The organism is Enterococcus sp. DIV0703 (genome assembly GCF_051711065.1).
GTDB classification, from domain to species: Bacteria; Bacillota; Bacilli; order Lactobacillales; family Enterococcaceae; genus Enterococcus_B; species Enterococcus_B hirae.
Genome location: NZ_JBIOLX010000001.1, coordinates 636547 through 656456, shown reverse-complemented (window position 1 = coordinate 656456; position 19910 = coordinate 636547). Strand labels below are relative to the sequence as shown.

Annotated in this window: 16 protein-coding genes; 4 read left to right on the top strand and 12 right to left on the bottom strand. The window is 36.5% G+C overall.

The window, feature by feature from the left end:
* Nucleotides 1-119: 119 nt before the first annotated feature.
* Together nrdI and IGK81_RS02995 are read left to right on the top strand one after the other, a co-directional pair.
* The gene (gene nrdI, locus IGK81_RS03000) at nt 120-569 is read left to right on the top strand and encodes a class Ib ribonucleoside-diphosphate reductase assembly flavoprotein NrdI (RefSeq protein WP_034699770.1); all 450 of its coding nucleotides are present in this window, start codon (nt 120-122) and stop codon (nt 567-569) included.
* A gap of 556 nt (nt 570-1125) precedes the next feature.
* Entirely contained in the window at nt 1126-1599 is a 474-nt protein-coding gene (locus tag IGK81_RS02995; RefSeq protein ID WP_232622359.1) for a hypothetical protein, read from the top strand.
* A 295-nt stretch (nt 1600-1894) separates the two neighbouring features.
* Here the strand turns inward: IGK81_RS02995 and IGK81_RS02990 are convergent, their stop codons facing one another.
* The 12 genes from IGK81_RS02990 to IGK81_RS02935 all read right to left on the bottom strand — a co-directional run bounded on the left by IGK81_RS02990 (nt 1895) and on the right by IGK81_RS02935 (nt 17600).
* Entirely contained in the window at nt 1895-3883 is a 1989-nt protein-coding gene (locus tag IGK81_RS02990; protein ID WP_034699767.1) for a glucose PTS transporter subunit IIA, read from the bottom strand.
* 13 nt (nt 3884-3896) lie between these two features.
* A complete protein-coding gene (gene murQ / locus IGK81_RS02985) occupies nt 3897-4793 on the bottom strand; it encodes an N-acetylmuramic acid 6-phosphate etherase (protein ID WP_010738315.1) in 897 nt (298 codons plus the stop codon).
* Complete coding sequence (locus IGK81_RS02980) at nt 4780-5856, bottom strand: DUF871 domain-containing protein (RefSeq protein ID WP_010719888.1); 1077 nt, start codon at nt 5854-5856, stop codon at nt 4780-4782. Before IGK81_RS02980 ends, murQ begins: the two co-directional genes overlap by 14 nt.
* 440 nt (nt 5857-6296) lie before the next feature.
* A complete protein-coding gene (locus tag IGK81_RS02975) occupies nt 6297-6854 on the bottom strand; it encodes a histidine phosphatase family protein (protein ID WP_010738316.1) in 558 nt (185 codons plus the stop codon).
* A gap of 86 nt (nt 6855-6940) precedes the next feature.
* Nucleotides 6941-8437 carry an Lsa family ABC-F type ribosomal protection protein gene (locus IGK81_RS02970; RefSeq protein ID WP_034699765.1) on the bottom strand — a complete coding sequence of 499 codons (1497 nt, stop codon included), beginning with the start codon at nt 8435-8437 and terminating at the stop codon, nt 6941-6943.
* A 349-nt stretch (nt 8438-8786) separates the two neighbouring features.
* Nucleotides 8787-9908 carry a glycerate kinase family protein gene (locus tag IGK81_RS02965; RefSeq protein WP_034699763.1) on the bottom strand — a complete coding sequence of 374 codons (1122 nt, stop codon included), beginning with the start codon at nt 9906-9908 and terminating at the stop codon, nt 8787-8789.
* 213 nt (nt 9909-10121) lie between these two features.
* The gene (locus IGK81_RS02960; RefSeq protein ID WP_034699761.1) at nt 10122-11567 is read right to left on the bottom strand and encodes a hypothetical protein; all 1446 of its coding nucleotides are present in this window, start codon (nt 11565-11567) and stop codon (nt 10122-10124) included.
* 261 nt (nt 11568-11828) lie between these two features.
* On the bottom strand, nt 11829-12755 hold the full coding sequence (gene glsA / locus IGK81_RS02955) for a glutaminase A (RefSeq protein ID WP_034699759.1): 927 nt from the start codon (nt 12753-12755) through the stop codon (nt 11829-11831).
* Nucleotides 12756-12777: 22 nt separating this feature from the next.
* On the bottom strand, nt 12778-14208 hold the full coding sequence (locus IGK81_RS02950; protein WP_010738322.1) for an amino acid permease: 1431 nt from the start codon (nt 14206-14208) through the stop codon (nt 12778-12780).
* Nucleotides 14209-14237: 29 nt separating this feature from the next.
* On the bottom strand, nt 14238-15446 hold the full coding sequence (locus tag IGK81_RS02945) for an ammonium transporter (protein WP_010738323.1): 1209 nt from the start codon (nt 15444-15446) through the stop codon (nt 14238-14240).
* Between the two features lie 403 nt (nt 15447-15849).
* Entirely contained in the window at nt 15850-16443 is a 594-nt protein-coding gene (locus tag IGK81_RS02940; RefSeq protein ID WP_034699757.1) for a YczE/YyaS/YitT family protein, read from the bottom strand.
* Between the two features lie 269 nt (nt 16444-16712).
* A complete protein-coding gene (locus tag IGK81_RS02935; RefSeq protein WP_010738325.1) occupies nt 16713-17600 on the bottom strand; it encodes a hypothetical protein in 888 nt (295 codons plus the stop codon).
* A 348-nt stretch (nt 17601-17948) separates the two neighbouring features.
* Between IGK81_RS02935 and IGK81_RS02930 the strand changes: the two genes are divergently transcribed.
* The gene (locus IGK81_RS02930) at nt 17949-19286 is read left to right on the top strand and encodes an amino acid permease (RefSeq protein WP_010719900.1); all 1338 of its coding nucleotides are present in this window, start codon (nt 17949-17951) and stop codon (nt 19284-19286) included.
* Nucleotides 19287-19417: 131 nt separating this feature from the next.
* The gene (locus tag IGK81_RS02925) at nt 19418-19861 is read left to right on the top strand and encodes a DUF305 domain-containing protein (RefSeq protein ID WP_034699754.1); all 444 of its coding nucleotides are present in this window, start codon (nt 19418-19420) and stop codon (nt 19859-19861) included.
* Nucleotides 19862-19910: the final 49 nt, after the last annotated feature.

Sequence of the window (19910 nt, the reverse complement as noted above, 5' to 3'; positions counted from 1 at the left end):
TATAATTGTAACTATTTTTTTCTAATTATACAAGAATCTTGCATATTCATTTAGGGAAAACCTTTTCCAAAAATTGATAAAAAAATGCTATACTGGAGACAAGAATTGGAGGAAATGTAATGAACATTCTATATATATCGATCTCTGGAAACACACGAGCTTTCGCTAAAAAACTTGCTGAATATGCTGCGAACCAACATGAGTTAAATCCTCAATTACCAGAAATCACGCTAAAAGAAATTCATGAAAATAGTGACTTTCAACAAGAGAGTGAACCTTTCTTAACTTTTGTACCCACTTACTTAGATGGAGGAAATGGGTTAGATAACGGTGATACAGAAATTTTAACAGAAACCATGCGTGAATATCTGGAATACGAAGACAATCATACGCTTTGTCTGGGTGTCGTAGGGAGTGGAAACAAAAATTTTAATAATCAATATTGCTTAACCGCTAAACAATACGCCAGCCGATTTGGCTTCCCTTTCCTCGCCGACTATGAATTACGGGGAACCCCAGCAGATGTTGAGCGAGTATATCAAAAGTTAGTCGAAACAGCTAACCAATAATTTCTAAAAAATTCGATCAAAACAGAGAACAGAGAGGAAACTTAGTTGGTAAGTTTCCTCTCTATTTTTCTTTTTTAGGCTTTATACTCATTCAGTAATCCGCTTATCGAATATCCTTCATCCATCACTTGCGACTATTTTACATTACAATAGAAGTAAACTGTGTCACCTCCAACACTGTGATTTATTGTGTGAACTTGTTACGAAGCTCTGGCTAAGATAAAACACTCGTCATCCACATGATGCCCCATTCATAGACTTCCGTTATAAAAAGTTATCGTATCAGATTCTAATTCTATTTCAATGGATCTCCCCTTCATTTAGATTACTTTTGTCAGAAAAATTTGTTATCAAAAACTTAAACATAGACAGTTCGAAAGAGAATCACTAGTCAAAATGGAAGAAATAAAATTCCCCATACTCTTTTTAAAGCTATTCAGTTCAAATAATCTTAATATAACCAAGCATATTGCAAACGTTAACTTAACAGAACAAAAAGGAAAAGGTATAATAAAAATAGAAATATCCAGATTTTTTATATGTTATTTTATATTTTTTGACACTAGATTATAAACAAGGTGGTGAAAAAACATTAAAAAAAAAGAAATTTCTTGTTGTGTTATTTTCAATGTTTTATTTATTATTTTTAGGTGCTTGCAAGCAAAAGAATGATCCTGTGGTTTCTTTAGAAGAAGTCGATAAAGCAGTGATTTTTGTTAAAGATGACGAAGGAAAAGAAAAAAGTTGGAAAGCTACAGACCCCAATTTTTTAAAAACATTAATAGGAAACCTTAATGTTCTGTTTAATAAATCGGATCAACATGCTCAACGTTATGATATGAAACTGACATCAAAGCAAAAAAGATGCAACTATCAAATAAAGTTTTATAAAAACAATAATGTTGTACAAGAGATTCAGATTTCAAAAGTAAATAAGGTAACTATAGACAAAGAGGAATTCATGATTGGAAAAGAGAAAGAAAACGAACTAGATAGTTTGAAAAATCATTTATTACTTGTTGCTAAATAGATAGGCGATGTTGGGACAATCATCTACCAAAAATGAAATAAGCCTGATTTTACTTTTAGTACATACCATCAAAATCGGGCTTATTTTACTATTCTAGCCACTTTGTCTTCGTGTATTTCTTCTAATTTCTCCAATTGAACTTTTAGCTTGGTTCACCAGTGATTTATCGTCTTAAATGAATCAAACTGTTTCTCTTACAATTATTTTTCCCTCTTATTAATCATAGAAAAGAGCCTGAGACCGCACTTGGTCCCAGGCTCGAATTTTCTCTATTCTTTATCTGTTTTTACTTCGTTCAATTTTTTGTAGCTTCAACAGTCATGACCTTCGCTTTGGCTTTTGTCTCACCTGTTTTTTCTAAAACGAAATTTTTTACTTTCTCCATATTGGTAATTAAAACCATCATCGAAGTTTCTTTACCGGCAGCTTTGATTGCTGCTAAATCGACTTGAGCAACAAGTGTATCGGGTGTCACCAACTGACCTTCTGTTACCTTCACCTCAAATGGTGCACCACCAAGGTCAACTGTATTGATCCCCATGTGAAGTAACACTTCTAATCCGTTAGCGGTTGTGATGCCAATCGCGTGTTTAGTGGGGAACACTGAACTGATTGTTCCACTTACTGGTGAATAAATCTGCCCATTGATTGGCTCAACAAAGTAACCTTCTCCCATCATTTTTTGAGCAAATACGGGATCACTTGCCTTTTCAAGTGATTCAACTACTCCATCAACTACAGCAGCTAATGAAATTTCACTTGTGCTGACTGCTCCTGTATTTTCCGTCATTGGTGTCATTTCAGTTGTTGTTTCTTCAGCTAATTCTTCTTTCTCCAATTGCTCTTTAGGAATACCAAAGAAGAATGTTGCTAGGAAACCACCTGCGTAAGCAGCGAGTAGCCCTAAGACATACCCTAACCATTTTCCATCTGAAATCAATGGGATCAAAGCAGCACCAGAAGGCCCGATCGCAATAGCACCTACATTTCCAATCATCCCAACAACAGCACCACCAATACCACCACCGATACAAGCGGTAATGAACGGACGTCCTAACGGCAGTGTCACACCGTAGATCAATGGTTCACCGATTCCTAAGATTCCTACGGGTAACGCACCTTTGATCATTTCAGTCAATTCTTTATCTTTTTTACAACGAACCCACAATGCTAATGCTGCTCCGACTTGTCCGGCACCAGCCATCGCCAAAATAGGTAATAATAGTGTTTTTCCTGTTTCATCAATCATTTGGACATGGATCGGTGTTAAGATTTGATGCAATCCGAACATAACCATCGGTAAGAATAGTGTCCCCAAGACAAATCCTGAAAAGGCACCACCTACACCTAATACCCAGTTGATTCCGCCAACCATTCCATCTGAGATGAAACCAGCGAGTGGCATGATGAAGAAAATTTCGACTAAGCCAATAGCAATCAATGATAATGTAGGGGTAACAATAATATCAATGGAATCTGGTACAACTTTATGCAATTTTTTTTCAACGATTGCTAATAACCAGACAGCAAAAATAACTCCTAAAATCCCACCTTGACCTGCAGCTAATGCTTCACCAGTGAATAAGTTTTTAAGTGGCGCTTCTGGATTCATGCCTGTTAATAAGACTACCGCACCGATAACTCCACCAAGAGTTGGTGTTGCACCAAAAACTTGAGCTGCATTGATCCCTGTATAAATCACTAAGAAACTGAACATACCATTTTTTAGAATGTTCATGATATCAATGTATTGTTGCCAAGTTGCTGCATCTAATGTACCCGCTGTCACTAAGTTTGCTAGTACCGCAGCAATCCCTGCCACAATCCCAGTACCGACAAATGCTGGGATCATAGGGACGAAAATGTTCGAAATATCTTTCAAGATTGATTTGATTTTTGATGGTTTTTGTTTATTTTTTTGAGCAGCTTTCATCGCTTGCGCTCTCTCATTTACCAAATCTTTTCCTGAGGCTGACGACTTATCAGAAGTTCTATTTCCTGAAGAAATCTGTTCTCCTAATTTTACACCTGCTTGATCTACCATCGTTTGTGCTACTTTGTTCACTTTACCAGGACCGATGATCACTTGCAGTTGTTCGTCCTCAACAACGCCTAATACACCAGGTATCGCTTTCAATTTTGCAACATCGACAAGCTCATCATTAATGATCTTCATTCGAACACGGGTCATGCAGTGGACAATGCTTTCGACATTGCCCATTCCGCCTACACCAGCATAGATCCGCGTTGCTAGTTCTTCTAAAGTCAATTCATTTTTAGCCATTGGTTCTTCCCCCTCATAAGGTTCCCTTTACAAAGCCGTTTGCTTCAACTAATTTTTCTTCTGCTGTCGCTTTATCACTATTGGTTAAAATCATCACGATCGCTAATTTCACATTTTTATCTGCTTCATTAAAATACTTCTCAGCGGTTTGATAGTCAACCTCTGTTGCTTGCATAATGATTCGTTTTGAACGCTCAATCAATTTTTCGTTGGTCGGTTTCACATCGACCATCAAGTTATTGAACACTTTGCCAATCCCGATCATACTAATTGTTGAGATCATATTCAAAATCAATTTTTGTGCTGTACCAGATTTTAGACGAGTTGAACCGGTTAGAAACTCAGGTCCTGCATCAACTTCGATCGGATAATCGGCATGTTGACTGATTTCAGCATTTTTATTACAAGAAATTGTAGCAGTAGTCGCTCCGATTGTACGAGCATAATCTAAACCGCCAATCACATACGGTGTACGACCACTTGCGGCAATCCCGATGACCATATCATTTTCAGTTAATCCTAAGTTTACTAAATCTTCTTTCCCTAACTCTAAAGAGTCTTCTGCTCCTTCAACCGCAACTGTCATGGCTGCTTCACCACCAGCAATCAAGCCAATGACCATCTCAGGTTCTACACCAAATGTTGGTACACACTCTGCAGCATCTAGCACACCTAAACGGCCACTTGTACCGGCACCCATGTAGATCAATCGACCACCTTGTTGGAAAGATTTAATCGTCTGTTGGATCACTGGTTCGATGCTAGCCAATTCTTTTGAAACGGCTTCGGCTACTTTATGATCTTCTTGGTTCATTAGCTGAACTGCTTGGGTAACACTCATTTCATCAAGTCCAAATGTTTGTTGATTTCGTCGCTCTGTTGTTAGATTTTCTAAATTAATTTGCTTCATTTGTTTTTCCTTCTCTTCTAATTATTTTAAAATTTACCCCTGCACGGATTTGCTCAAGTAGCGGTAACTCGGCTTCGCTTATTTGAGCGACCCGATTCACTTTTTCATCTGCTGGTAAATCCTTTTTAGTAATTTGAATTTCCCCCATGTAACGAAGATATCGTTCATTATCTAAAGTAATCGTTCCTTTTGCTCGTTCTTTCGTATCACGAGGAGGAATTTGAGGGATGTTTCTAAACCGTGCATCTGCACTGCGGATAACATCTCTTGCCTCATCTTGCCGATTCATATGGTTTCCTAAAATATACTCGTAAAACTGGGCATCAATTACTTCAGCATGTAGTAAAATTGTTTGTTCTCTTTGATACATGGCAAATTGTTCTTGAACTTCTTCTGAAAGTCCGCCATCACCGATATAAATCAAATCTGTATCGCATGACATCAAATCTAGCGCAGCAGCTAAAGGATGGACATGTCGATGACTTTCTAAAGTAGGTAAACCTTGATATAACGGACCACGTAAGGCTTCGTCGCCTGCCACAAAACCTTGGATTGTAAAGCCTTGTTCTTTTAGCCAATGATTTTTTTCTTGATACCATTTCCGATCTAATCCGGTTTCGGGACGCGGATAGTAATTATGCCATGCTTCAAGTTGAGAAAAATCTGCATTAGCGACTTGTAATTCTGTGACATCTTGTGGAGTGATCGTGCTGGCGTTTAAACTGATTTTGATTTGATGGCTCCAATTCGCAATTTGTTCATTTGAAAGATGATAATCCATTCGTAACCCAGTAACGCCAATCTTTTTTAATGGCTCTAAATCTGCCATCGAAAACCCAGCATGTTTTAAAGCATCTCCAGAAATATCTACCATTAGATCCAATTGATTTTCTTTGGCACATTCGCCTAGTTCTGTTAACCGTTTTTTATATAAACTAGCATCATCTTCAGGAATATGCATAGAAGTAAATATCCCATCAAACCCATTCTTTGCCATCTTTTGGATATAAGCTTTTTTTTCTATCGTTAAAGCTTCATTCATAAAGATCGAAAAACCAAACATCTGTCTCCCCCTCACGCGATGTATCCGTATTCATTTCTATGAACAGAGTATACCTCTTGTGAAATAAAATTTCAACATTTTTATAAAAATAAATTAATTTTATTTCTAAAAGCGTTTTCGTTGATTGATAATGATAGGCGATTTCAAAGATTAATGGCTAATTATATAACTAAAGAAAGAACAACACACCGACTAAAAAGTGTTTCATGCGCTGAATGACAGAACAAAAATACGCATCAATCATTGGTTCATTCTGACCTCTATTTGATTTTATACAACTCATCAGTCCTTATTGACAAAAAGCCACGTAAATAAACGGAAGAATGACAAAAATAGCAAAAACTATTTTTGGATTCTTCCGCTTATCGGTTTCAGAAATCAACTATTTTTTTGATTCATGATACGAATGTTTGACTCCGCTGCTACCCGACAAAAATGAGTTAAGACTTTATGGTGTTCAGCTCATGTTTACTGGGAAAAGTAACTAATTCCGTATTTTCAACAAAAAAATCAAAGAATGTCTCATTTGGCATAGGATGGAAATAAGCGTTCATGATACGAATCAACGCATTATGACAAACTAATAGATAGACATTCTCTTCATCAGCAAGACATTCTTCGATCAATGGAACAACTCGAGCATAAACATCTAACACTGATTCACCATTTGGAAAACGCACCGCAAATTCTTGTCGTGCTTCTTGAAAGATTGTTTCATGACTTGGCATCCCGTCGTATTCCCCAAAATCCATTTCGATTAATCGTTCATCTACTTCCATTGGCAAGTGAAGTTTATCGGCAACGGCTTGCGCTGTATCTTTTGCACGTTGTAAAGGGGAATGGATAATCTTCGTGACTGGGATTTGTAATTCTGAAACTTTTTCAGCCAATTTCTCCGCTTGTTTTTGCCCTTTTTCTGTTAACGGGGCATCTGCTCTCCCGCAGACCCGTTCTGCTGCATTCCAAGTTGTCTCGCCATGTCTAGTTACATATAACATTATTCAACGCTCCTTTGTTTGTTCTGGCTCGATTGTAACATAACCAATGAACAAAACAAGTTTCACTACTTATTGATGACAATGAGTTATTTGAGTGAAATGAGTCGATCAGCTATTTTATTTAAGAAGACTTGGTCATGATCCACAACCAACATTGCAGGTTTAAACGATAAAATCAGTTGCTCCAACTGGACTTGATTGAAGACATCTAAATAGTTCAACGGTTCATCCCAAATATATAATTCCGCTTCTTGAGAAAGCGACTTGGCTAGTTCAACTTTTTTGCGTTGCCCCATACTCATCTGTTCAATTCGGTTATGAAAGACTTCTCTTTCCATCCCTAACTTGCGGAGATTATTTAAAAATGTTTGATAATCAACTTTTTGCTTTTCTGCAAATTCACTGAGCGTACCGCGATTATCTTCATAATTCTGACGCACGTAACTGATCGTTAGTTGATTAGGCTTATGGATCGTACCTGCAGTTATTCCATCAAAATCGTCTAAAAGATAATGGATGATCGTAGATTTCCCTATACCGTTTGCCCCTGTCAACGCCACACATTCGTTTTGGTCAATCGTAAAATTAACGGGCGAAAAAAGCAGCTGTTGATACCCCAGTTGTAAATTCTCCACAGTCAGCAATCGTTTATGATGTGTTTTTTTGACATTCATTGTCAAAGGCTCTACATATTCGATATCCTTCAATAATTTTTCTTTTTCCCCGATTTGCGTTTCCATCCGATTCACGATTGCTTTCGAGCGTTTCATCGTTCGAGCGGCATCCGCACCAATTGCACCACGATTCACTCTACGATTTTCAGTATCGATAAACCCAACGCTTTTTTTCGTCTTATCTCCCTCACGAGAGCGGGACCACTCTGCTTTTTCTGCTGCAGTTTTCTTCAAGCGCGTGACTTCTTTTTTGATTTTTTCATTTTGGGCAATCTCAAACTCATTTTTTAACTGCTTTTGCTCTTCATATACTGAAAAGTTCCCCTGATACAGTTCTAATTGGCTTTTTTCAATTGCTAATACATGATCGACCACTTCATCGATAAATCCGCGATCATGGCTGATCACGATAAATCCTTGATTTTTTTTCTGCAAGTAATTAGCTACTTGTTTTCTTCCGACTAAATCCAAATGATTCGTCGGCTCATCGATCAAAGGAAAATGCTGATCATCAACAAAAAGCAGTGCTAAGAGTACTTTTGTTTTTTCACCACCAGACAGTGTGTGAAATGGTCGCCATAAAATCTCTGGGTCAGTTTCCATTAATTGTAGTTCTCTTTCGATTTCCCAAAGTTCGACATCAGCTATCTCATTCAACGCATCATAAGTAAATTGTGCTTCTTCTCCAATTTCTTGAGGGAAATAGTTAAATTCTTGCTGATGGATAATCTGTCCTTGATAAGGTAGTTTATCTTGTAAAATGTTCAATAATGTCGTTTTTCCACGTCCATTCCGACCGATCAATCCTAATTTCCAAGTGGTATCAAAATTCAATGTAGCTTGATCAAATAAGGGTAGCACTTGATTGTCATAACCAAAAGTTAAATTTTTAATTTCTATCTTCGACATTTATATCCTCCTATAAAAAAGACCAGTCCTATTTTCAGAACTGGTCGCCAAAGAAGGGATACAAAAAGAGACCCCACCAATGAAAACTCGCCAATTCTGAAAATCTGCCTGCTATTTTTTATTGAGTAAGTGTTTTTCACATTAAATTCTGCGTGAGCAAGCTTCAACGGGCAATCGTTAGACCGTTTCTCTTCACTCAAACATCGTGATTAATGTAATTTATGCACTTTTCTCATTAATAAAATAGCCTTAATGCAGCTTTCAATCATTGACTTAGTTTTTCAATGGCAAGATCCCTCACTTCGTTTTATTTTTCATTAGGTTAACATAATTATTTTTAAACTGTCAACTAAGATAAATCATCTTCCACTAATCGGCTGAGATTATGTGTCATAATCGCTACTTTTTCGAGGGTTTCTTGACGATCTAAGGCTTTTTTCAATTCAATCGGTCCTAGCTGGATACTAAAAACACTTGGCAGAAATTCATCTAATCGTCCAAGATTTTTTTCGCGACTGCCACATAACGCAATAACTTTTTTCCCATGTTTCTTTGCCAGTTTAGCTACACCATATGGTACTTTCCCATTGATCGTCTGCTGATCGATTCGTCCCTCACCTGTGATCACGAGATCTGCTTGTTTGATGGCTTCTTCTAAACCAATCAGTTGAGAAACAAGTGAAAAACCAGAAACCATTTTACCACCGACAAGCAATAACGCTCCACCGATTCCACCAGCAGCCCCACTTCCAGAAACAGCATTTAAATCAATATTAGTCGTTTGTTTTATCTGTTCGGTTAAATTCGTTGCCTGTTTGTCAAGAAATGCTAAAGTTGTTTTTGTACCACCTTTTTGCTTACCGTAAATTTGAGCTGCTCCTTGTGGGCCACTGTAAAAACTTGTCACATCAGCAGCAACTAGCAATTGAACCTTTTTGAATTTTTCACGGCTTTTGCCCCACTCGATTCGTTTCGTCGTCAGCAGTGGATTTCCCTCTGTAGCCCCAACTAACTTGGCTCCTAGCGACTGCAACAGACCTAAGCCACCATCTGAACAGCCACTCCCACCTAATGTGACAATCACCTGATCAACCTCTTGTGTCAAAGCATCTTTCAAAAGTTCTCCCAAGCCAAAGCTAGAAGCTGATCGAATCGTTTGATCAGTTGGCTCCTTTAATAAATCAAGACCGATTACTTCAGTTGATTCAATCACTGCCAAGCGTTTTCCCGCATAAACCGTGAGTAAATATCTGCAACTCACTTTTCGAAAAAGCAGATCTACCCCTTCGATGACCCGCCATTGACCACCTAAAGCATGATAGATCGCCTCTGCTGTTCCTTCTCCTCCATCAGCAATCGGGCGATTGATTTTTTCTCCTTTTTTTGAAAACCAGCCGTTCAAAGCTGCTTGATTTAATTCAAACGATGAGGCACTTCCTTTAAATGAATCAATGGCTGCTAAGATCGTCATTGTCGTTCCTCCTCTGTACGTTGCTCTCATTACTAGTAAGACATGTTTCTCTTTTTTTGACAACCAATACAAGTTGAAAATTTGCAAAAAACAATACTCGGATGGAACTTAGAAACCATTGATGTTGTTTTCTAAAAACAGAAAAGTGACGTTCAAGAATTCACTTCCTTCTTGAACGCCCACTTTCGATTATTGCTATTTGATTCTTGCTGTTTATAAGTGCTTTTTATTTGAAACAACCGACCATGTGGTATTAAGATGCTCATATTTCCTGTTCAAAGAAATTGGTATCACCCTCGTGTTTTCAGTGTCAAATCCACATTGATATACAGTATAATCACAATACACGATTCTGTGCGTAAAATACAAGCATTCATCTGGTAATTCTTCTAACGAATGATAAATCATTGGATTCAATTCAGTATATTCATTCATTTCGGACATGAGTAGTTCACGATAAAAAATTTGCTTTACAACACTAGGAGCCACAATGAAAATTTCAGTAGGTTGTTCTTCTTTTTCGTCTGTAATCAATGTCATACTTTTGACAAATTTTCTGATCAAGTTGTGATTCCATCTTACTTTTGGATAGTATGTTTCCTTCCAATCATTGAGAATAACTATGATATCCTCATACAGTTTTTTTTCTGCAGTAGTTAATAAATAGATTTGATCAGGGAGAAATACTTGACCATCTGCCCAGATCGTACGAATAAACTGTAAAAATGATTTTTTTAAAATAAAATCATTTTTACAATTTTTGTCAATTCTAGTTACAATTTTTTCGATTAGCTCATGGAGACAAGGCGTGTTTTCAATGAAACTGGTATAAACAACTTCAAAATCTTTTTTCAATAATTCCATATTTTCGTTCGTATAATTTCGTGTGTTAAATAACGAAAAAATATAATACACGTCTTCTTGTATATCTAAATGTTCTTTTTGTTCAGCTAACCCTTGGCTAACAATATGAAATAAAGGCTTTTTTTCAGCTGACTTTTTATCTTCTTCATCAAAATAAAGAGGATATTCTTTACGTCCAATCGCTATTTCAATTCCTCGAACAATCAAAAATCTATCTTCCTCAGAATATCTTCGTTTGAAAAAATGTGTTTCGACAAAATCAATCAATTGGTGACAAGCATCTATTACTTGATGATTTTTATTTTCATACCCTTCCCAATTAATGTATCTCACTAAGGAAAGTAAAAGATTTCGCACGTCAAATTCAGGAATGATAATTTGTTTATTTCTTAAATAGGAATTAGCTTTAAAGAAATCTAAGACTGTCTTTTTGATCGTATAAACTTTACTTAAAGAGATAAACTCAAGATCTGATAATTCCGTACTAGTGAATTGCCCTCTAAAATAATAACTTAAAAATTTTAAAAAATACGATTGTCCATATAAAAACTGTGTTAACTCTGATAATTCAATACCATGTTTAAATATGACTCTATAGATATGCTTTTCTCGCTTAATGTCTTCGATACAATATTCTAAACATTCGGTGATACTTTCAAGATCGTGTAACACAGTAGGCATTGTCACACCTAACATTTTGGCAATATATTCGATATCTATTTCTTGAAATTCAAATAATTGCTCACAAAGATAGACTTTTCTCGAAATATTCCGCTCAATGTAATTTTCCAACATGCCTTTTTCGCTCCTCTAATTTATATATATACTTATTTAAACATATTACTTAAAACCCATTTTTTTATTTCCTTAAAAGGAAAACGTTTACAAAAACAAAATAAAAAAGTCTGAGCTGGGAAAAAGCTTCTTCCCAGCCCGAACAAACCAATCATTAACTATAAATAAATGACAGTGAAGCATTTTTTGCATCGAGTAAAAAAGATTCAACTAAGGAGGAATCTGTCTTTCATCATTCTGCTTAATACTTTCTCGCTAATTTTAGTCAAAAATATCAACATCGAGTTTTTCGACAACATCTTTTAAAAGTTGGATTCCGGCTGCGCTATTACCAAAAGCATCTAATGCTGGGCTGAAAACACCCATGCCATAATAATTAGGAACAGCTACCATTAGGCCCCCACCGACACCACTTTTAGCTGGAACACCGACATGAACAGAAAATTCCCCTGATTCATCGTACAATCCTGCAGTTGTCATAATTGATTTGACAATCGTTGCGCTTTCTTCTGTAATGATTTGTTGTCCACTCCAAGGAGCAATACCTTTATTCGCTAAGACAGCGCCTAACTTGGCAATCCCTTTAGCAGTCACATTTACTGAACATTGTTTAAAATACACATCGAGGATTTCTGATACATCTCCGTCGATCATTTGATTACCTTTCATGTAATAAGCCAAGGAGCGATTAATATCCCCAGTTCTTGATTCAGAACGATAGATTTCTTCGTTCAATGTAATTTGAGGATCATCACAAATTTCTTTCATAAAAGCTAAAATACGATTGAATTTGTCCTCTGGATCTTTTCCGGCAATCAAAGAAGTGGTTGCAATCGCACCAGCATTCACAAATGGATTCATTGGATGATGACGATGATTGAGTTCCATATTCAAAATCGAGTTAAAAGCAAAACCTGTTGGTTCTGTATTGATCGTTTGAAAGACTTTATCGATGCCATTATCTTGGATGGCTAATAATAATACGGGTACTTTTGACATGCTTTCAATCGCAAAACGAACTTGCGAATCACCCGCTTCGATTAATTGATTTTTCTTCAAATCATAAATTGCCATTCCTAATTGTTCCGGATTTACTTGCGCAAGCGCTGGGATATAATCTGCTACATGTCCTGTTTGATAGTAGTGGAAATTTTTCCCAATCAATTGTTCTAATTCTTTGACATCCATTTTAATAACCAGCTTTCAATTTTTATTTATTATTTGCATGTTGAAATTTATGACGACATGCATAAATCGTAAAAGGAATAACTGCAACAATGAGATATGAAATGACTAAAATCGTTTCATAGATTCCATGTTGTCCTGCAGCAATACTTGAAGGTGGTACAAAAGAAATACAAAAGGCAAATAGTGAAGTCAATAATCCTAAACAAGCGACAATAGTTTTGACAACTTTTCCACCTGGCACTTGATAAGCCCGTTCTAATGAATCATCTTTGTAAACTAATTTTAAATAGCCAATAAAAAACATAAAATACAGCATCAAATAGATAACTACTGTTAGTGACATAGCTGCAAGGAAGGATAAATTATTTCCGCCACCACTTAATGTAAAGACAGTTGCCCAAATGGATGCAACGATCCCATTAGCAATCATTAAGTTTGCCGGTACACCATAAGCATTTTCTTTCGCAAAATGTGCGGGTAATAAACCTTCTTCGGCAGCCACATGTAAGGCTTTAGATGGTGAAGTGACCCATGATGCAATTTCTCCAATAACCCCTAAGCACACTAAGATAGCAAGAATTTTTGCAATCCAAGCAAGACTGGGATCAATGTGTCGCAATAAAAATTCAAGAGATTGAATAACCCCTGTATTGAGTGATAATCCTTGTTGAGGAACAGTTGTTGCCACTGTCAATCCACCAAACGTATCCAAAATAATCGCTAATATAACTAATACGAACATCGCTAGTGGATAATTCTTTTTAGGATTTTCCATTTCATTTGCATGACTAGCAGAGGTTTCTACCCCCATATACGCTAAAATAAATGAAACAAAAACGACTAATGTTGGTAATTTTGAGAAATCAGGTATCAATGTTTTCATTGATAGTGTCGTTTGTAAGGGTGCGCCAGAAGCCACATAGTGGATACCTAATCCGAATAGAACTAGTGCTGGTAACAAGATCCCTGCAATAAACCCGATCCGAGCAATCAATGAAGTATATTTTGTCCCTCTTAATTGAGACAATAAAATAGCCCAAAAAATAATTAAAAGAATCGCTAATTTCAAAAACTTATTATTTTGAATCGCAGAGATTCCTGTTGCATAAGATAATGCTCCTGTCAGGAAATACAGCATCGTTAAGTAACCAACTGTGATTTCAAACCATTGGAAAAAGATAGCAGCAAATCCAAATCTTTTACCTAGCGTGCGACTTACCCAAGTGTAGACACCGCCTTTTTCCCAGCCTTTAACAGTTGCCATTTCAGCCGCACATAATGCTACCGGAATAAACCATAACAAACCGCCTAGCAACAGGAAGAAAACCAAACTAAAGCCCGATGTCGCAAATGTTGGGTACTCATAAAGTGAGACAACCATTGAGATCGTCATGGCTAAAAAGCCAAAAAATGTTAATTTCTTCGCAGGAATTTTCGCTTTGCTTTCTTGCATGAAACTTCCTCTTTTCTACTATATTTAATTTATTTATTTTCAAAAAACGTGAAATCTAATCCTTCTTCTTGTTCTTCTTTCGTCGTCGTGATGATCGTTAGACACATGATGCTCTTTAAGATACCTGCTGTGAGCGCATAAGCGTATAAGGCAACTAGACAAACACCGATGATTTGAACACCTAATAGGAACCAGCTGTGTGAATCAGAGAGCAAATGAGCATTTGTAGCAAAAAGCCCAATTAAGATGGTTCCAGTAAAACCACCCATGCCATGTACACCCCATACATCAAGTGCATCATCCCAATTTTTCTTCTTACGAAATGCAACAGCATACTGACAAACAATTCCGGCAATGATTCCGATGATGATGGCACTTCTTGGATTAATATAGCCTGCACACGGTGTAACTGTTGCAAGTCCAGCGACAGAACCAGTTAAAATGTCGACAAAATCAAAACCATTCCCTCTGATTTTCGCTAAGATCAACCACGTCATCATCGCAAATGCCAACGCAACAAAAGTTGAACCAAAAGCATTGACCGCTTGGTAATCTGCTCGGAGTGCCCCTCCAGCATTAAATCCAAACCAGCCAAACCAAAGAAGACCTGTTCCAATAGCTGCTGCCATCAAACTACTATGTCCTGATCGTTCAGAAGCAGGAATCTTTCTTTGTCCAAGTGTCAAAATACATGCCAGCGAGCCGAACCCTGCAGTCGTATGGATGACAGCACCACCAGCAAAATCTCGGAAGCCTAATTGTGCTAAAAATCCGCCTCCCCATATCCAGTGACAAACAGGGAAATAAATCAGAAGATTCCAAAAAATCAAAAGCAAAACATAACCTTTAAGATTCAATCTTCCAGCAAAGGCCCCCGTCATCAATGGAACGGTGATTACGATGAACATCAATTGATATAAAAAGAACATCAAAAAAGGAATCGTTGCTCCATGTAATAAATTAGGTGCGTTAGAGACATGCTTCATTAAAAAAAAGTCAGCTGGATTACCAATTAGTCCACCGATATCTCTACCGAAAGCTAATCCAAAACCACCAAATATCCACATCAAAGTTGTTATTCCTACTGAAAGAAACGACTGTGCCATAATGGTTGTTATGTTATTTTTCCGTGCCAGCCCGCCATAAAAAAATGCCAAGCCAGGAGTCATCAAGCAAACCATTGCGGTACATAAAATCATAAATGCTGTATCACCTGTATTGATAGGTAAATGATTCATTCGTTTTCACCTCTTTTCTATGGTTTGAGTATAAGAAATTTTAACATCTGTTTTTTGTTTATCTTTTTGCGTTTTGTATCGTCAAATCCGAAATAAACTAAAATATTGGTCTAATTACTTCTTAAAAGTCTTACCTTATTTAATATGTATCCGTTTTTTTAATCACTTTATCTAGCTGTCTGATGGATTTCCAGAGAAAATCCGCACAAAAATAATGCTGTTTTTTGTTTTTTTATTTTGTTATCGTTCAACTTTTTGAACAAAAATAAACTTTCTCTTTATTTTTTTCATTAAACTGAATCATTAGTAAACAAAACAAAAAAGAGTCTGGATATCAATCCGACTCTTTCTATGTAATACATATAAATATGATGTTCGATTTGCACAGAATTGCTTCACACGTTTAAACTCTATTCAATTGCTTTAGTGTTAATCCAAAGATTGGTCCAATCGCTAGTACACATAGAAGTGTTCCGATACCAATAGGGGCACCTAATAATACGCCTACAACGACCATTAGTGCATCTAAACCGATCCGAATAAAAGTTAAACTGAATCCCGTAAATTTATAAAGCAATTGAGTCAGTGCTTCTAGTGCGGCAGATCCTTTATTTGAAGAAACATATAATCCCGCTCCAACCCCAAATAAAATAGGAGCTAAAAGAACTGCCATGATCGAATAGCCAGTCATGTTAACTGAAAGTTTATTTAGCCATGGTTCAATCTGTCCAATCAGTAATCCCAATCCAAAACCATTGATTAAACTACCGATCCCTAATTCTTTTCGATTGAAGATAGCAACGATTCCTAACACTACTGCATTAAACAACAAACTAGCTACCCAAAAGGGAATATCGATCAACGTCAACATTCCTAATAAAAAAACACTGATCGTATCTGCGCCTTTATGTGTAGTGATCAATAATGTGATCGCTAATGCAATCATACTGGTCCCTAAAATCACTTGTATTATTTTTTTTCGTTCTAATCTATTCATTTTTCCTCCATCAAACCAAAAGATCCGCTTGTTGAACGATCAGATATTAAACAAATGACGATACATTTATTATATCTGATACGCCAACTAAACCTATGGAGCCTATTTTACTATTAAATAGGAAGAAATAACTATCAACTATTACGGCTACCACTGAAATAATTAACGTAAAAGGAAGCGATTTATCTGGTATAATGAGAAAAGGTTTACATCGTTAAAAGAACGACTGTTTTTCTAAAAATTTCCCCCGCTTTTTCACCCATACATTCTTAATCTTCTTTATGATACTCATATTTTTCAAAGTCTACTTTATCTAGCCATAAAAACCTTTGAGCCCAATTATTGACATCAAAAAAGTTTAAGATGTTCGGATCAACTGGCTGAAAAGGTGAATGCAGGAATTCCGGCAATTCATCCAAATTTCGTTCCTGAAGTAAAAAGATATTTTGAGGATTATAAAAATAGTAGCTTTTAATTGCTTCATTGTCAGTCACTAACTTTTTCTCAAAAAAACTAGATTCAAAAGTTCGTAAAGTGACTCCTTTTTGTCCTGCTCTCATGAGTTCTAAAATTCCTTGTGATTGTGCGGTCAATGCTAAATAATCTGCGTAAGAAAGATAATTCGCCTGCTCATTTCCTCGTGAAGGTAAAATATAATAATTGGTTGTAAGTCCACGTTGTTCAAATTCCTTGCGATAGCTCTCTGCTAGCTCCTTACGACCATTATCAGTGGCACCAAAAAACAAATCAGAAGTGACTTCCACCTGAGGAATCTTCATCTTTTTAGAATAAAATGAACTATTGTGGCGTAATCCAAGTTTTTGCGCCTCTATCCGGTCAAAATGGTATATTTCATCGACGGCCGATTCGTTTTGTGCTTGTTGAAGCATTCTAAAGTGTTCCTCTTCTTTCAAATGATTCCAAAAGTATAAAACGATTTTAGCTGTTGTATAAGGGCGGATCTTCGCAGCTATTTCCGTTTCGAATCCATAATCTAAAAAAACGATCAATTCATATTCTTTCAATTTGGGGTGGAAAAAATTAAAATACACTGGATCTAATAAATCTTTTCCCGAAATGACATCTAATGAATCAATCGAGGGTAAAAAATACAACGCTTTATCTTTTGCAACCAATAAGATAGGCAATTTTGACATTCTGGTTTCCTCACTTTCCTATGACCATTATGGTTCATTTGATTAATTCAATAGTAACATGAAAATTAGTGATTTTTTGCTATCATAATTTCTTCCCTTAGGAAAAGACAAACAAAACGCTCTCTTATTAGGGTTTGCTCCTACTATCAAGTTTTACGCTTACATAGGAAATTTATGACAAACATATGATGTTTTCATTAAAGTAGAAATTTTTATTTACAGAATTGTTGAAATTGTCAGATAATTTGCTATGATATAAAAAGTTATTTTTCTACTTAATATAGTTATCAATCATTTGACTGCGATTGTTTCGTCGTCAATAGTTTAGTCTTAGAAAAGGGGTTGCTTATGGAGAAAACTGAAACAAACAAACTAAAAAAACAACTAAGTTCCAGACACATCACGATGCTAGCACTGGGGGGTGCTATTGGTGCGGGACTATTTAAAGGAAGTGGCGAAGCTATTGGGATTGCCGGTCCTGGTGTCTTGATTGCTTTTTTGATTGGTGGGGCTGTTTTATTCATCGTAATGAATGGTCTTGGTAAATTAGTTTTAGATGACGGGGATACCCAGCATGGATTATCGGGGCTTGTTCGACCTTTTTTAGGTGCCCATTCTGCTGACTTTATCGACTGGGTTTACTATTCATTATGGACGATCAATATTATTGCCGAAGCTGTAGCGGCAGCATCCTTCTTACAATTATGGTTTCCAACGATTCCACCTTGGACCTTTGTCTTAATTCTAGCCGTGTTGACAACGTTGATTAATTTATATTCTGTGCGGTTATTTGCTGAAACTGAGTATTGGTTGGCATTTGCTAAAATCAGCGTAATCATATTGTTGATTATCTTCGGGATATACCTGGTAGGTCATCAAATGTTTGACATTGGGGTCTTTCCTACACTAAACAGCATTACAGATCATGGTGGCTTTGCCCCTCATGGTATGAAAGGAATCGTCAACTCGTTACTCGTAGTTATTTATTCTTATGGTGGTTCAGAATTGATTGCGATCACAGTAAGTGAAGCCGACAATCCCAAAAAAGCGATTCCTAAGGCAATTCGTGGAGTAATGGGACGAATCATTTCATTTTATATCATTCCATTGTTCTTGTTGTTAATCATTTTCCCTTGGGATACCTTGGCAAACTCATCTGCTAGCCCATTTGTGATGGTATTTGAAAAAATGCATATTCCATTTGCCGCTGATCTTGTAAACTTTGTGATCATCTTAGCGCTCTTTTCATCCATCAACTCAGGTGTATATGCTTCTTCACGTTTGCTGTATTTCCGTTTAAAAGACAAAAAAGGTGCAGCAAAAAAACTATCTGTTTTAAATAAACACCATGTTCCACAACGTTCCGTATTATTTTGCGCAAGTGTTTTATATTTAGGCGTTGTTCTTTCTTACTTTGTTGGTGACAAACTATTTGGCTATTTGGCTGGTTCTCTTTCCTACACTGTCTTAGTCATCTGGCTTATGATCAGTATTGCAGCCTTTATCCTTGCATTAAAGAAAGGTTCTCTTTTTGAAAAAGGGGTAAACTTATTAGCAATCGTAGTTTTAGGATTGATCTTTGTGGGAATCTTCTTCACTAATTCAATTGGTGTGACATTATTGACTGCCCTTCTTTACTTGGTGATTTTCTTTAGCTACCGCAAGAAAAATGATATCTTTGCTTAAAAGCCCTATAAATAGCTTGAGTTCCTTAAGCCAAAAACAAGCAACTAAGTTGTACCAAACAATTTAGTTGCTTGTTTTTTTGTAAGCTGAGAAGATAAAAGTTGGGGGAAAAATAAAAGGAGTGTTTTTAAATGAAAAAGTATTGGAAATTTTTATTAATGATTGGGGTATCGACCGTCATCATGTTTGGTATGATGTATTTGAATGTCTACTCGATCGATCATCTTTTCTTTAGTCGTACACGGGTGTTCATGGCATTGATGATGGGCGCTGTAATGGCGATCATCATGCTCTTATTTATGTGGAAAATGTATGAGAATAAAACATTGAACAAAATCATTTTAGGGGTAAGTGTCTTAGTATTTGCCGGTTCTTTGTTTATGGTCCGTAGTCAAACAACAGTCAGTGATGTCGCTTGGATGAAAGCCATGATCCCTCATCATTCGATTGCTATTTTAACCAGTAAACGTGCCAATTTGAAAGATCCTGAAGTCAAGAAATTAGCAAACGACATCATCGAAGCGCAAGAAAAAGAAATCGAACAAATGAAGAAGTTGATTGAAGAACAAAAATAAGTATATCGTAAAAAAACGCCCGAAACATTGCTGTTTTGAGCGTTTTTTT